The organism is Shewanella piezotolerans WP3 (assembly GCF_000014885.1).
GTDB lineage: Bacteria > Pseudomonadota > Gammaproteobacteria > Enterobacterales > Shewanellaceae > Shewanella > Shewanella piezotolerans.
In genome coordinates this window covers 1,707,297-1,721,034 of record NC_011566.1, presented here as the reverse complement: position 1 = coordinate 1,721,034, position 13,738 = coordinate 1,707,297, and the positions used below count along the sequence as shown (strand labels likewise).

The following is a 13,738-nucleotide window of genomic DNA, read 5'->3' as shown; positions in this document are numbered from 1 at the left end:
ACGCTGTGATTAACAGCTTAATGATAATTACAGTGACGAACAATCCTCTTCCTTTTAGGGGATGCACTTAGTCAAGTCAATCACCGTCGTACATTCAACTCAAGGTTGAATAGTTGAAGAGCCATTTATTCGTTGTAATACCAATCAGTATAAGAAGTTAAGCGGCTCTGATGCTGCGTTAGTGAACTTGAACCTAATTGTACGAAGCTTCCCACTCGTCTGAAGCAGCACGACCTCTTTTGTTCCATACAAAATAAAACATTCCCTCCCCTTGAAGGTCAGATGTGGTCAATATCATTAATGCATGACTATACGAATATATGAGGAAGCTCGAAGGTAGGATAATGCTGGAGCGGTTACTGATGGGTAATTCATAACCTTAGCTCGGAACGGCTAAGCTCTCGCAGAACTATCAAAGCTTTATACTGATAGGCACAAGCGAATAAAAAGGTATAGATACAAAAAAACCACCTTGCGGTGGTTTAAAGTATCTATCAAATCTTCGATAAATATGGTGGAGCCTAGCGGGATCGAACCGCTGACCTCAACACTGCCAGTGTTGCGCTCTCCCAGCTGAGCTAAGGCCCCATTTTACGCAAACAGTATCAGCATAAAATAGAAAGTTGGTATCCCCAAGGGGATTCGAACCCCTGTTACCGCCGTGAAAGGGCGGTGTCCTAGGCCTCTAGACGATGGGGACCCGGACATATTGTTTTACTTCTAATATAACGAAGACCTATAAGTCACACTTTAGAAGGCTATTAAAGTGAAACCGCCGTGCTGTTTAAACAAAATAGCGCGGTGTCCTAGGCGCTCTCTTCTTGACGATGGAGACCCGGACTGCATTAGACTCTGCAAAGAGTGAATCACTCATTAAGTTCTGTAGGCTAAAACTTAACGCTTTTTAATTTCTCGATAATCATCAAGAAAAATAAATAGTGGTATCCCCAAGGGGATTCGAACCCCTGTTACCGCCGTGAAAGGGCGGTGTCCTAGGCCTCTAGACGATGGGGACCCGGACATATTGTTTTACTTCTAATATAACGAAGACCTATAAGTCACACTTTAGAAGGCTATTAAAGTGAAACCGCCGTGCTGTTTAAACAAAATAGCGCGGTGTCCTAGGCGCTCTCTTCTTGACGATGGAGACCCGGACTGCATTAGACTCTGCAAAGAGTGAATCACTCATTAAGTTCTGTAGGCTAAAACTTAACGCTTTTTAATTTCTCGATAATCATCAAGAAAAATAAATAGTGGTATCCCCAAGGGGATTCGAACCCCTGTTACCGCCGTGAAAGGGCGGTGTCCTAGGCCTCTAGACGATGGGGACCCGGACATATTGTTTTACTTCTAATATAACGAAGACCTATAAGTCACACTTTAGAAGGCTATTAAAGTGAAACCGCCGTGCTGTTTAAACAAAATAGCGCGGTGTCCTAGGCGCTCTCTTCTTGACGATGGAGACCCAGACTGCATTAGACTCTGCAAAGAGTGAATCACTCATTAAGTTCTGTAGGCTAAAACTTAACGCTTTTTAATTTCTCGATAATCATCAAGAAAAATAAATAGTGGTATCCCCAAGGGGATTCGAACCCCTGTTACCGCCGTGAAAGGGCGGTGTCCTAGGCCTCTAGACGATGGGGACCCGGACATATTGTTTTACTTCTAATATAACGAAGACCTATAAGTCACACTTTAGAAGGCTATTAAAGTGAAACCGCCGTGCTGTTTAAACAAAATAGCGCGGTGTCCTAGGCGCTCTCTTCTTGACGATGGAGACCCGGACTGCATTAGACTCTGCAAAGAGTGAATCACTCATTAAGTTCTGTAGGCTAAAACTTAACGCTTTTTAATTTCTCGATAATTACCAAGAAAAATAAATAGTGGTATCCCCAAGGGGATTCGAACCCCTGTTACCGCCGTGAAAGGGCGGTGTCCTAGGCCTCTAGACGATGGGGACCCGGACATATTGTTTTACTTCTAATATAACGAAGACCTATAAGTCACACTTTAGAAGGCTATTAAAGTGAAACCGCCGTGCTGTTTAAACAAAATAGCACGGTGTCCTAGGCGCTCTCTTCTTAACGATGGAGACCCAGACTGCATTAGACTCTGCAAAGAGTGAATACTCATTAAGTTCTGTAGGCTAAAACTTAACGCTTCTTAATTTCTCGATAATTATCAAGAAAAATAAATAGTGGTATCCCCAAGGGGATTCGAACCCCTGTTACCGCCGTGAAAGGGCGGTGTCCTAGGCCTCTAGACGATGGGGACCCGGACTGCATTAGACTCTGCAAAGAGTGAATCACTCATTAAGTTCTGTAGGCTAAAACTTAATGCTTTCACTTAGTTAGATGGTGGAGCCTAGCGGGATCGAACCGCTGACCTCAACACTGCCAGTGTTGCGCTCTCCCAGCTGAGCTAAGGCCCCGCACTAACTAAATCACTTTTGAGTGCACTTCAAGCATTTGCCATCAGTGTCTCAACTGCGAGGCGCATTCTATGCAGCACACCCAAAAGTGTCAACTCGTTTTTTAGGAATTTATTCTATTTGCTACAAATTCAATCGCTTTGGAGATTCTTTGCTCACAACGAGCCTTTCCAACCAAGAATAAGGTTAAATCGACAGCAGGTGACATCCCTGCCCCAGTTACTGCGACACGCAAAGGCATACCAACTTTTCCCATACCAACTTCTAATTCACTGGCTGTGTCTTCAATCGCTTGATGTATTGACTCTAGGGTCCACTCTTCCAATTCAGACAATTTTGCTTGGATCAGCTTAAGTGGTTCCATAGCAACACCCCTAAGGTGTTTCTTCGCGGCGTTTTCGTCAAAATCAGTAAAGTCTTCATAGAAGTAGCGGCTAGATGCTGCTAACTCTTTCAAGGTTTTCGCTCGTTCAGACAGCGCTGAAACCACTTCAGACAGTTTAGGTCCATTACTCATATCAATATTTTGATCATCCATGTGCCACTTTAGATGAGTAGCAACATATTCTGGGTCCATCTCTTTAATATAGTGTTGGTTCAACCAAACTAACTTCTCAGTATTAAAAGCTGAGGCAGCTTTGTTGATATCATCAAGCTTAAATAATTGCTTCATCTCATCGATAGAGAACACTTCTTGGTCACCATGTGACCAGCCTAAGCGAACAAGGTAGTTAAGCAATGCTTCAGGTAAGTAACCATCATCGCGATACTGCATAACCCCAACAGCGCCATGGCGCTTTGACAATTTAGCGCCATCGTCACCCAAGATCATCGCTACATGCGCATATTCAGGAATAGGAGCACCAAGAGCTTTCAGAATATTTATCTGACGTGGAGTGTTATTGATATGGTCTTCACCACGAACAACACAAGTAATGCCCATATCCCAGTCATCAACGACAACGCAGAAATTATAAGTAGGCGTACCTTCGGTACGGGCAATAATCAAATCATCTAGCATGTCATTTGATATTTCAATACGGCCACGTACATGGTCATCAAATACAACGCTGCCTTCTGTTGGGTTTTTGAATCGAATAACATAAGGTTCATCAGTCTCGCGAGGCGCTTTATCACGACAGCAACCGTCATACTTTTGCTGTTCACCTTTAGCAGCTTGCTCTTCACGCATAAGTTCAATACGTTCACGACTGCAGTAACACTTATAAGCACTGCCCTGCTCTAGCATTTGAGCAATGATTTCGTTATAACGATCGAAACGCTTTGTTTGATAGTACGGACCTTCATCCCACGTCAAACCTAACCATTCCATACCTTCTAGAATCGCAGCACAAGCCTCGGGGGTTGAACGTTCAATATCTGTATCTTCTACTCGTAATACAAATTCACCTTGGTTTGCACGTGCATATAACCATGAATAAAGTGCTGTTCGAGCACCACCAACGTGCAAAAAACCAGTAGGGCTTGGTGCAAAACGCGTCTTAATTGTCATAATGGGACACTGACCTATATAGAAAGTCTAAATAATAGACTGTACCAATGAATGTGGCGCACATTCTAACAGTCAAAGCCCTCAGGTAAAATAGCCCTGCTACTATATGGCAAATTTTGTGGCCAAAATGATATTTGCATCGTGGCCCTTTTGCCTTACTCAACTATAAACAACATTGCCAAGCCCCAAAAATAAGGAACTATTGATTGCTGCCCGATGATTCTTAGCTCTCTATTAATGATCATAATGATTAGGGGATGGATTTCGCATTAGGTATTTTCGAAACAAACAAGTCACTGCGAGTGAGCATAGATAGGGACCGTCTAACTGCTAGATTGGTGTATAACTTTTAAAAGACCAATTCAGGCTGTAATCAGCTCCCCACAACCTAAATAAAGTTTGGTTTTCAATTATTGCAATGAAACCATTGTACTTGTACAGAAAATAAACTTAACAGCCCCCTGATTTCCCTACAGATAGCGAAAAGCTCAACACTGAGTTAACTCCCTCTTTATTTACCCGCTGAATAAACCTCCGCTTCAAACCTTTGAGGTAATAATTTAATCACTTAACGCAAGATATAGTACTGTATGTGATTAACTATGCGTCAATACGTGCGAAATTGAACCGTACACCATCTTTTATCTAAAAAAGCGTTGACAGTAGATCGTTCCCCCCTATAATACGGCCCCACACAGCGAGGTCGATTAGCTCAGCTGGGAGAGCACCTCCCTTACAAGGAGGGGGTCACTGGTTCGAGCCCAGTATCGACCACCATTCTTTTCGTAAAGAATTAAAACATTATGAAATCCCAGGTCGATTAGCTCAGCTGGGAGAGCACCTCCCTTACAAGGAGGGGGTCACTGGTTCGAGCCCAGTATCGACCACCATTCTTTTCGTAAAGAATTAAAACATTATGAAATCCCAGGTCGATTAGCTCAGCTGGGAGAGCACCTCCCTTACAAGGAGGGGGTCACTGGTTCGAGCCCAGTATCGACCACCATTCTTTTATACCTCTTCGTAAAAAAATATCGCCAATCTAGTTCATTTTAATCCATCAGCATTAACCGAATTCAACTATCCTTTAGTATCTTCTATTTTTGGATGAATCTCATGGCTGACGTTAGTCAATCGGCTTCTCTTTCGAGTATTGCTGCCTACTTAAAACTTACCTACCAATATGATCAACAAACCGCGATCGTAGAGGCGAAAGAGGTGATGAATAACCTTGTCAGAATGCGTCAAAAAGGGTTTATTACCGGGTGGTACTTCGACGAGCATGGCCACCTAGAACTACTGCCCAGCGATAGTGTGATGCAACAAATAAATCCCAATAAATAGTCCGTGCTCTGGGGGCAATTAAGCCAAGAGTTTTCTTTCTCCTTTTACGAACTGTGAGACTTAAAACTGCACATCGACAATAGGCTTTAACTAGAACTCTACCAACCCCACTCCTCCCGCTAAACACTCACGCAAGTTAGCCCGTTGCACTTTAAGGGTATTAAACCAAACCTTAACGTAACAAGCCAAAACCTCATAAGCAGTTAGTTCAAACAATTTGCTTCCAGCAAAATCGACTTACTCACCTAAATACCAATTCAGAATAAAAAGTTGATCTACTCAGAGTACTTTTGCCGAACTAACTCAAGGCAGGCTAACCCAAAGTGAGTAATGGCATAATGGCTATTCCTTTATGAGTTCATTCGTTGCCAAAGTAGGCAGTAAAAAACACTCATTACAGGCGAGTCTTGCCGGTTCAGATCCTGTGTTAATAAGCTTGAGCGTAGAATAACGATGCCCTTCACTCATTAACTGAACTCAAAACCGCTAAACTCTCGCAGAGCGATCCAATCTTTATTCTGATTGGTACCACCCAATTAAGTAAACTTTTTTATTTACATAACTAGCTAGACATGCGATATTCATTGCTCTCTTAACTAGCAGTAGATTAAATAGATGCCTATCGCCGTGCAACAAACCGAAGCCAAAAGAATACTGATGATCACATTGATTGTGACCCTAATCAGTGTTGCAGGTATTGCTCTGCCGTACCCGATTTTAGCGCCGCTTTTCGAACAAGGTGACAGTGCATTGAGCCAGTTCATGGGGCTGCCAAAAGAGTTATTACTAGGCATCGTTTTGGGGGTTACCCGTTAGGTATTATTATTGGTAGCTCTTTTATTGGTTCATTGTCAGACAGTTACGGTAGACGCAGACTCTTAACTCTCACGTTAGTAGGAAGTGGTCTCGGGTATAGCGCAACGGCATTCGCTGCGTTATCTGGTAACTTTGCACTGTTCTGTATAGCAAGGCTTCTCACAGGTGTGTGTGAAGGAAACATTTCGATTGCGCGGGCAATCGCGGCAGATCTTCACCCTATTATCGACAAAGCGCGCAGTTTTTCGCTTATCAGCGCCATGGGTTACGGTGGTTACCTTCTCGGCCCTCTTTTAGGTGGGTATTTAATTTACTCGGGAATTGAAACTGTGTTTATTGTGGCGGCATTGGCTTGTTTTATATGTGCTGGGCTCAGTCACTTTATGATGCCAACGAGTTTAAACAAAACGATACAAGCCCCCAGCCACTCATCTAGCTTTGTCCTGTTGCGGCAGGTGGATCTACGACGATTCTTTATGTTGTACTTACTGCTAACGACTGGGGTTAACCTCTATTACGAATATTACCCTTTGCATTTAGTGAGACAATTTAACTACACACCAGTAGATATCAGTTGGGCAACAGTATTTTTAACCGCTTGTATGATCTTTACCAGTATATGGATAAACCCAATAATCCAGCGAACTATGTCACATGCAAGCGCAGGCTTAGTTGGAGTGATTGTATTTGGCTCATCCCTTGTGGCACTGCCTTTTATTGACAACCAATTTTACTTAGTCTCGTTTGCACTAATGGGCGCTGGTATCGCCATTTACAACGGATTTTTACCCGTATACTTGTCCAATTCATATCAAAATAATGCTCAAGGTCAGCTAATGGGCATGCTGGTCACCGTTTTCTGTTTAGGCAATCTTTTTGCTGCAGGGCTTGGCAGCGTATTAAGCATGATTGATGTTAAGTGGAGTTTACTCGGAGGTGCTTTGGTGACTTTCTTCGCCGCAGCGGTATTCTTTCACGGTCATTACAAAGCGCAGATATGGCCGCAACCAGCGAATGCTACAGCTGAAATTTAGTACATTAATACTTGCACTAAACGATGAATGATAAGGGGCTTTTCGCCTCTGCTGGCGATAGTAATTTTACCACCAGTGCAGCGAGTACTAACAGACATAACATCGATCCCAGTACCACGCCTTGCCAGCCCCATTGCTGCCAAAATGGTAGCAAATATGGCCCGCCAATAGCGGCACCAAGGTAATAACTACACAAATAAAGGGCCGTTGCTTTGGCGCGATGTTGCTTAGCGATAAAGGCGACCCAAGCATTACAGCTACTGTGGATTAGGAAAAAACCAAACGAAGAGATTAAAAAACCAATATAGATGGCGGCTACAGTATCAAACAGTGTAAACAAGGAGCCTAACACTAATGCGATAACAGACGTAATATACACCCGCTTAACACCGCTATTCTTTATCCATTTTGCACTGCGATATGATGCATAGGTACCACTTAAATAGCAGAGGAAAATTAAAGTCACCTCGAAAGGCCCCTGCATAAACGGCGTATCCATTAAATGCAATTGAATATAGCTAAATTGATTGACCATCACCATAAATGCACTGCCGCTAATCAAGTAAATCAACCTCAACTTAGGGTTCGCTAAATGACTGTAAAAACCCTTTAAATCTGCGTGTAATGCCTCTTTGTTCAGTATCAACTTAGTCTTGGTAAACTTACTCTCTGGCAATAAACGAGTCGCGAGTAAAGCTCCGATTAATGATATAACAGCTAACAACATCATTGCTTCCTGCCATTGTAAATACTCCGATATCAGCCCACCGAGTAACCTTCCCGCAATACCACCAATACTGTTAGCCGCAATATAGATAGCCGCCGCTTTTAGCAGTACATGGCCACCTAGTTCATCTTTGAAATAAGCCATCGCCATAGCAGGAACTGAAGCTAGCAGCGCCCCTTGAACCATTCTTAAAGCGACTAACTGACCAAAGTCAGTAATAAAGATGGCAACTATATCTACCATCACCAATAGATAAAGACTGATAAGAATGGGCCGTTTACGACCTACTCTGTCTGACATGACTGCAAATAGTAATAACGAAAACGCCATGGTGAAACTTGTCACCGACAGCAGTAACGTTGCGTGGGATTTAGAGACTGAGAATGTGGCGGCAATCAAGGGCAACATACCCTGCACTAGGTATAGATTGATAAAAATAACAATTGAAGCAATTGATAACCCACCAATCAGCTTCAACTCGCGGTTACTATTTACCTGCTCTACAGTGCTGCTCATTATCATGACTCATTATAAAACCGCCTTAGTGCCAAATAGCATAGCAATTGAAGATATATAACGATAATAATTAAAAGCACCCACATTTATTGATTTTTATTATGGAAGGTGTTGTGTCAAATCCGCTAGTATTGGATTCAGCAACGGACAATGATTGCCGTTAAAATTAAAAGTGGGTTCGCGATGGATATAAAACAGTTAAAGCACTTAGATGCGCTAATCACTTTTGGAGGTTTTACAAAAGCTGCACAGCAATTGAATATAGCGCAACCAGCACTAAGCCAGAGCATTAAAAGGCTAGAAGACTCCCTTGGGGTTACATTAGTCGATAGAGGCGCGCATAAGCGTAGTAAGGCGCTCTCACTCACAGCTGAGGGACGCGCGCTGCATCAACACGCAAAACTCATCATCAAAAATATGGTACAAGCCGAAGCTCATATAAAATCGATGGCTAACTTAACTAAAGGGGAAGTCAGAGTGGCGGTGCCGGGAATGCTCGGTTCCTTCTACTTACCTAGCCGCTTAATGGCGTTTAGGCATCAACATCCTGATCTTAAATTGTCTCTTTTTGAAGGCGGCACCCGCGATACACTTAAAATGTTACGCCGTGAAGATGTAGATATCGCCATTATCACAGCCAATGATTTAGATGATAACTTTGACAGCCATCTGCTATTACAGGAGCAGATGGTAGTTGCAGTCGGTAAACATCACCCTTTAGCGGCTCAGGGAACTGTGCCACTGGATCAGTTTTTCCAACATGATCTGGTGCTATTTAAGCAAGGTTACTTTCATCGGGAATGGATGCTTGAACAAGCCAAGTTATTAGGTCTTAACGCCAGTATCGCTTTTGAAACCAATCTGATTAATCTTATAAAACAGGTTGTAGCCCAAGAGTACGGGATCACCAGTGTGTTAAAGATGGTAATTGAGCAAGATGACGATATCCTTGCGAAACCTTTTGACCCGCCCGTTTATCTAGACTTGCATATAGCCTGGAAAAAACAGCGCCCAATCAGCAAAGCCGATCGAGCGTTTGTCGATTTTTTAATGGAAAACCGTTAAAAAGTACCACGCGCCTACCAGCTCCACTTTAGCTTGCGTCGTGTTGATTCTCTGGCATAGCATCGATAAACACTTGCTGCGTTAAACAATGGGCATTAATCCGCACGATATTTGGAAATGGCGTCATATCCACTTTAAAGCGCTCAGCATTGTATACCTGTGGCACCAAGCATAAATCGGCTAAGGTAATGCTATCACCAAAACAAAAATCACCGCTATATTGTGCTAATTGTTGCTCTAACGCCGTAAAACCTTGAATCACCCAGTTGTGATACCACTCTGTTTTAGCGCTATCCGTTATATCTAGTTCCGAAGCCAAGTACTGCAATACTTTAAGGTTATTTAGCGGGTGAACTTCGCTTGCAACAGTAAGCGACATTGCTCGTACAATTGCTTTGTCATATGCATTATCAGGCAGTAACGAACTGCCCTTATAAACCTCATCAAGATACTCTATGATCGCTACTGACTGAGTTAATGCGAGCTCTTGGCCGTTATCATTGCTAATGACTAGGGTTGGAACCAACTCCTGTGCATTCAATGCAGTATATGACGATTGATGCTGCTCTCCGCCATTTTTAACTAAATGGACCGAGATCTGCTCTGCGGTTAATCCTTTATGATTAAGTGCTATCCGCACACGATAAGCTGCGCTTGAGCGCCAGTATCCATACAATTTCATCATGATTTCTCTCTCCCAATGCTTAAACAAAAAAGAGTTAATCCACAACGAATTAACTCTCTTTTCTATTTAATTTAAAGCCTTATTGCAACTTAAGCTTTATATTCGACAACCTGTTGATCAATGGTGCCAAATATTGATTGGTTGTTCTCATCCAGCATCTCGATACGAACGCGGTCACCAAAGCCCATAAATGGTGTTGTTGGCTTACCATCGGCAATGGTTTCTAGCATACGCGTTTCTGCTAAGCAGCTTGAGCCTGCACTGCGGTCGTAGTTTGAGATAGTGCCCGAACCAATAATCGCACCCGCTCCCAATGGACGAGTCTTAGCTACATGAGAAACCAGTTGGCTGAAGTTAAACGTCATGTCCACCCCTGCATTTGGTTGGCCAAAAAGCGCATTATTTAAATGGGTGATCAAAGGTAGATGTACTTTGCTATCTTGCCACTTATCATTTAGTTCATCTGGCGTCACAGCGACAGGAGAAAAACTACTTGATGGTTTAGCTTGGAAAAATCCGAAACCTTTAGCCAGTTCACCCGGAATTAGGTTTCTCAATGACACATCATTAACTAACATAAGGAGTTTAATGTGTTTATCGGCATTTTCAGTGGTAACGCCCATTGGTACATCATCAGTGATTACTGCAATTTCTGATTCGAAATCAATGCCCCACTCTTCACTTGCTAAAGGGATATCCGCTTTAGGCGCAATAAAGCAATCAGAACCACCCTGATACACTAAAGGGTCGGTCCAGAACGTTGCAGGCATTTCAGCACCACGCGCTTTACGAACCAACTCAACGTGATTGACATAAGCACTACCGTCAGCCCATTGATATGCACGAGGCAATGGAGATAGGCATTTAGCCTCATCAAACTCTACGGCGTTATCCATCAAACCTTGGTTTAATGCATCATATAACTCTACCAATTGTGGGTTAAGTAGATCCCATGCATCCAGTAATTGCTGCATAGTATGAGCAATAGCAGGTACCGCAACCGCTTTAGTTAGATCACGGCTCACTAACATTAACTGGCCGTCACGGCGTCCATTATCATAACTTGCTAACTTCATACTTACTCCTAATAAAATGTGGCTAGCTGACTAATTCTGCTTCAGTTTCTGAGGTGTTTTCATCATGCTCTCGCCTTAATCTGCTCATAGAATGACACTAACTAGCACAACAGGGGAATAGCGTGAGCTAAATCACACTAAATCGCTATGCCACTCAAATTGTAAACATATAATTACAGCCTATCTAAGATAGGCTGTAATTGAGATTCTTTGGCTTCTATTGCTGTTAAAGCAAACACTGGCAATCAGTGGTTACAAGGCTTTGTGCTTACTAATTTTGTATTCACGCAGTTTATTTGCGATTGCAGTATGAGACACGCCTAACTTTTTAGCCAATTGTCGTGTACTTGGGTAAGCTGGATACAAGCGTCGCAATAAACTGGCCTCAAACTGCTTCATTGCCTGCTCAAGGCTACCTTCGAACTGATGGTCAAAATAGCCAAACCCTTCAGCATAAGATGGTAGTTTAAGCTGCTCAACCGTTAACTCGGCACTGCCGTCCCACATAGATACCGCTCTAAATATGGCATTTTTTAGCTGGCGCACATTTCCAGGCCATGCGTAACCAAGTAAATGCTCACGGCACTCGCCTGAGATCCGACGAATTGGGATCGATAACTGCTGACTGTAATGCTCTAAGAACATTTCGGTTAGCGGGATCACATCCACTTTTCGTTCTCGTAGAGAAGGAACATGGAAGCTTAATACATGAATTCGATAGTAAAGATCCTCCCTAAACTCGCCACTTTGACAGAGTTCAGCAAGATTCTTTTGCGTTGAACAGATAATACGTACATCACTACGCACCTCTTCATCGCCGCCAACACGTCTGAATGTGCCATCTTGTAAAAAGCGTAATAGTTTAACTTGAGCAGATCTCGACATCTCTGCGATTTCATCTAAAAAGACGGTACCGCCTTTCGCCTCTTCAAAGAAGCCTCGCTTAACCACGCTACCATTACTGACGAAACCAAATAGCTCCTCTTCAGCGGCACTATCAGGCATCGCTGCGCAGTTAATTGCAATAAACGGTTGATCTCGGCGCATACTGGCGTCATGGCAAGCACGAGACATCAACTCTTTACCGGTACCAGTTTCCCCAGTGATCAATAATGGCGCGTCAAGCTGAGCCATTCTACGCGCTTGTACTAACACCTCTTTCATCTTGTCACTGGTGGCTAATACATTCTCAAAACCTGTCGTTTGATTTTGCAGCGCATTAAATTGTTTACCTAACCGTGCTGGAGATTTCAGAGATACCACGGCACCCGCGAGGATCGGGGTCTGGCTACCATCAGGTAAATAAATAGGTAGCATCTCAGCCAAATACTCATTCTCGCCGATGTTAACGCGTGTTGCTTGAGCCAATACTGTTGTCTCACTAAGCCAGCGGCTGAAATTGAAACCTTGCACCCAGTGGCCAATCGATTCGTCTAAAATCTCATGCTCCGCCATCCCTATAATATGCAGGGCAGATTCATTAACGATACGAATACGACCTTTAATATCGAGTGAAAATACAGAATCAGGCAGAGTCTTCAGCAAAGTTTTGAGCGCATAATGCTCCTGCTCAGAAGGCATAAATGACACAGTGCGTACATCATGAACCCCCTCTACTTTGCGAATAAGTGGCAGTAATTCACTGAGCGTATCGAAACTGACTTCAGCAAATTGTAGATACAGAAAACCTTGGTTGCTCGCATCGATAGCGAACAAGTTGATCCCATAATCTTCCATTATCAATAATATATCTTTAGCTAGACCGACTCGGTCTAAACAGCTGACTTCCAAGCGCATACTATTGCAGTTCCCTTTTGTAGATAGTCGTTATTGGGATAAAACCAATTGCATTAATTATTCGATGGCTTTGTTTTCAAACCTGAAGCGTGATGGATAGCAAATATCTACCGCGGCATAGTCCGAAAGTGACCTTAAATCATCAAATAGTTAATAAAACTGAAATTAAGCAAATAGCTATAAATCTATGAGTTAACGTCTGAATTTGTATTCAAAAATCAAATTAATTCAATAGACCGAGAAGTCGATAAGCTTAATTCGCCTATACGTTAGAAGGTTATGGCAGTTGTGGCAAGACTTGTTTACAGCAGATTTGTAACATAAAGAAAATAAATGCGTGCAAGTTACCCAGCACGCAATTCAATTAGTCTAGCAAGGTATCTGTTTTAGCGGCCATGATGAAATCATTCTTATGCAACCCCTTTATTGAATGAGACCACCAAGTCACTGTGACTTTACCCCATTCAGTTAAAATGCCAGGGTGATGAAAATCAGCTTCAGCCAGATCGGCCAGCTTATTAGTAAATGCCATGGCCAATTTAAAATTTTTAAATTTATACACGCGCTCAAGCTGCATAATGCCGTCACGCACTTCTACCGTCCAGTCTGGGATCATACGTACAAGTTCGCCCAGCTCGGCATCACTTACTTTAGGCGCGTCAGCTTGGCAGGCTTCACATTTCATTTGTGCTAATTCAGTCATTCTATTTCCTTTCATTCTGTTATTTTTATCTTCA

General features: G+C 42.8%; 10 protein-coding genes and 11 tRNA genes. 7 read left to right on the top strand and 14 right to left on the bottom strand.

Features of this window, described 5'->3' with window-relative positions; all coding sequences use genetic code 11:
• Window positions 1-512: 512 nt before the first annotated feature.
• The 9 genes from SWP_RS07415 to gltX all read right to left on the bottom strand — a co-directional run bounded on the left by SWP_RS07415 (window position 513) and on the right by gltX (window position 3,944).
• Window positions 513-588, bottom strand: a tRNA-Ala gene (locus SWP_RS07415).
• 36 nt (window positions 589-624) lie between these two features.
• Window positions 625-700: transfer RNA gene (locus tag SWP_RS07410), tRNA-Glu, on the bottom strand.
• A 239-nt stretch (window positions 701-939) separates the two neighbouring features.
• Window positions 940-1,015: transfer RNA gene (locus SWP_RS07405), tRNA-Glu, on the bottom strand.
• A 239-nt stretch (window positions 1,016-1,254) separates the two neighbouring features.
• Window positions 1,255-1,330 (bottom strand) — tRNA-Glu (locus SWP_RS07400).
• Window positions 1,331-1,569: 239 nt separating this feature from the next.
• Window positions 1,570-1,645: transfer RNA gene (locus SWP_RS07395), tRNA-Glu, on the bottom strand.
• Between the two features lie 239 nt (window positions 1,646-1,884).
• A tRNA-Glu gene (locus SWP_RS07390) sits at window positions 1,885-1,960 on the bottom strand.
• A gap of 238 nt (window positions 1,961-2,198) precedes the next feature.
• A tRNA-Glu gene (locus tag SWP_RS07385) sits at window positions 2,199-2,274 on the bottom strand.
• 81 nt (window positions 2,275-2,355) lie between these two features.
• A tRNA-Ala gene (locus SWP_RS07380) sits at window positions 2,356-2,431 on the bottom strand.
• 103 nt (window positions 2,432-2,534) lie between these two features.
• Window positions 2,535-3,944, bottom strand: a complete 1,410-nt coding sequence (gene gltX, locus SWP_RS07375) for a glutamate--tRNA ligase (RefSeq protein ID WP_020911814.1) — start codon at window positions 3,942-3,944, stop codon at window positions 2,535-2,537.
• A gap of 701 nt (window positions 3,945-4,645) precedes the next feature.
• Between gltX and SWP_RS07370 the strand changes: the two genes are divergently transcribed.
• The 6 genes from SWP_RS07370 (at window position 4,646) to SWP_RS07350 (ending at window position 7,135) form a co-directional block, all read left to right on the top strand.
• Window positions 4,646-4,721: transfer RNA gene (locus SWP_RS07370), tRNA-Val, on the top strand.
• Window positions 4,722-4,758: 37 nt separating this feature from the next.
• Window positions 4,759-4,834: transfer RNA gene (locus SWP_RS07365), tRNA-Val, on the top strand.
• A gap of 37 nt (window positions 4,835-4,871) precedes the next feature.
• Window positions 4,872-4,947: transfer RNA gene (locus tag SWP_RS07360), tRNA-Val, on the top strand.
• A 110-nt stretch (window positions 4,948-5,057) separates the two neighbouring features.
• Window positions 5,058-5,285, top strand: coding sequence for a hypothetical protein (locus tag SWP_RS07355; protein WP_044555756.1), 228 nt, complete (start codon window positions 5,058-5,060; stop codon window positions 5,283-5,285).
• 657 nt (window positions 5,286-5,942) lie between these two features.
• On the top strand, window positions 5,943-6,101 hold the full coding sequence (locus SWP_RS24435; RefSeq protein WP_228371123.1) for a hypothetical protein: 159 nt from the start codon (window positions 5,943-5,945) through the stop codon (window positions 6,099-6,101).
• Between the two features lie 32 nt (window positions 6,102-6,133).
• Window positions 6,134-7,135, top strand: a complete 1,002-nt coding sequence (locus SWP_RS07350) for an MFS transporter (protein ID WP_020911811.1) — start codon at window positions 6,134-6,136, stop codon at window positions 7,133-7,135.
• A 16-nt stretch (window positions 7,136-7,151) separates the two neighbouring features.
• Here SWP_RS07350 and SWP_RS07345 read toward each other — a convergent pair whose 3' ends face one another.
• Window positions 7,152-8,378, bottom strand: a complete 1,227-nt coding sequence (locus SWP_RS07345; RefSeq protein WP_020911810.1) for an MFS transporter — start codon at window positions 8,376-8,378, stop codon at window positions 7,152-7,154.
• Window positions 8,379-8,561: 183 nt separating this feature from the next.
• On the opposite strand from SWP_RS07345, the gene SWP_RS07340 reads away from it, so the two are divergent.
• On the top strand, window positions 8,562-9,443 hold the full coding sequence (locus SWP_RS07340) for a LysR family transcriptional regulator (protein ID WP_020911809.1): 882 nt from the start codon (window positions 8,562-8,564) through the stop codon (window positions 9,441-9,443).
• A 28-nt stretch (window positions 9,444-9,471) separates the two neighbouring features.
• Here SWP_RS07340 and maiA read toward each other — a convergent pair whose 3' ends face one another.
• From maiA to SWP_RS07320, 4 genes are all read right to left on the bottom strand, one after another.
• A complete protein-coding gene (maiA, locus tag SWP_RS07335) occupies window positions 9,472-10,125 on the bottom strand; it encodes a maleylacetoacetate isomerase (RefSeq protein ID WP_044556331.1) in 654 nt (217 codons plus the stop codon).
• Window positions 10,126-10,217: 92 nt separating this feature from the next.
• Entirely contained in the window at window positions 10,218-11,204 is a 987-nt protein-coding gene (locus SWP_RS07330) for a fumarylacetoacetate hydrolase family protein (protein WP_020911807.1), read from the bottom strand.
• A gap of 252 nt (window positions 11,205-11,456) precedes the next feature.
• Complete coding sequence (gene tyrR / locus SWP_RS07325) at window positions 11,457-13,001, bottom strand: transcriptional regulator TyrR (protein ID WP_020911806.1); 1,545 nt, start codon at window positions 12,999-13,001, stop codon at window positions 11,457-11,459.
• Between the two features lie 364 nt (window positions 13,002-13,365).
• Window positions 13,366-13,704 (bottom strand): 4a-hydroxytetrahydrobiopterin dehydratase, encoded by a 339-nt coding sequence (locus SWP_RS07320; protein WP_020911805.1) that lies wholly within the window; start codon window positions 13,702-13,704, stop codon window positions 13,366-13,368.
• Window positions 13,705-13,738: the final 34 nt, after the last annotated feature.

Coding starts and splice junctions, on each gene's coding strand:
- gltX (WP_020911814.1), bottom strand. CDS start 3,944: ATGACAATTAAGACGCGTTTTGCACCAAGCCCTACTGGTTTTTTGCAC.
- SWP_RS07355 (WP_044555756.1), top strand. CDS start 5,058: ATGGCTGACGTTAGTCAATCGGCTTCTCTTTCGAGTATTGCTGCCTAC.
- SWP_RS24435 (WP_228371123.1), top strand. CDS start 5,943: ATGATCACATTGATTGTGACCCTAATCAGTGTTGCAGGTATTGCTCTG.
- SWP_RS07345 (WP_020911810.1), bottom strand. CDS start 8,378: ATGAGCAGCACTGTAGAGCAGGTAAATAGTAACCGCGAGTTGAAGCTG.
- SWP_RS07340 (WP_020911809.1), top strand. CDS start 8,562: ATGGATATAAAACAGTTAAAGCACTTAGATGCGCTAATCACTTTTGGA.
- maiA (WP_044556331.1), bottom strand. CDS start 10,125: ATGAAATTGTATGGATACTGGCGCTCAAGCGCAGCTTATCGTGTGCGG.
- SWP_RS07330 (WP_020911807.1), bottom strand. CDS start 11,204: ATGAAGTTAGCAAGTTATGATAATGGACGCCGTGACGGCCAGTTAATG.
- tyrR (WP_020911806.1), bottom strand. CDS start 13,001: ATGCGCTTGGAAGTCAGCTGTTTAGACCGAGTCGGTCTAGCTAAAGAT.
- SWP_RS07320 (WP_020911805.1), bottom strand. CDS start 13,704: ATGACTGAATTAGCACAAATGAAATGTGAAGCCTGCCAAGCTGACGCG.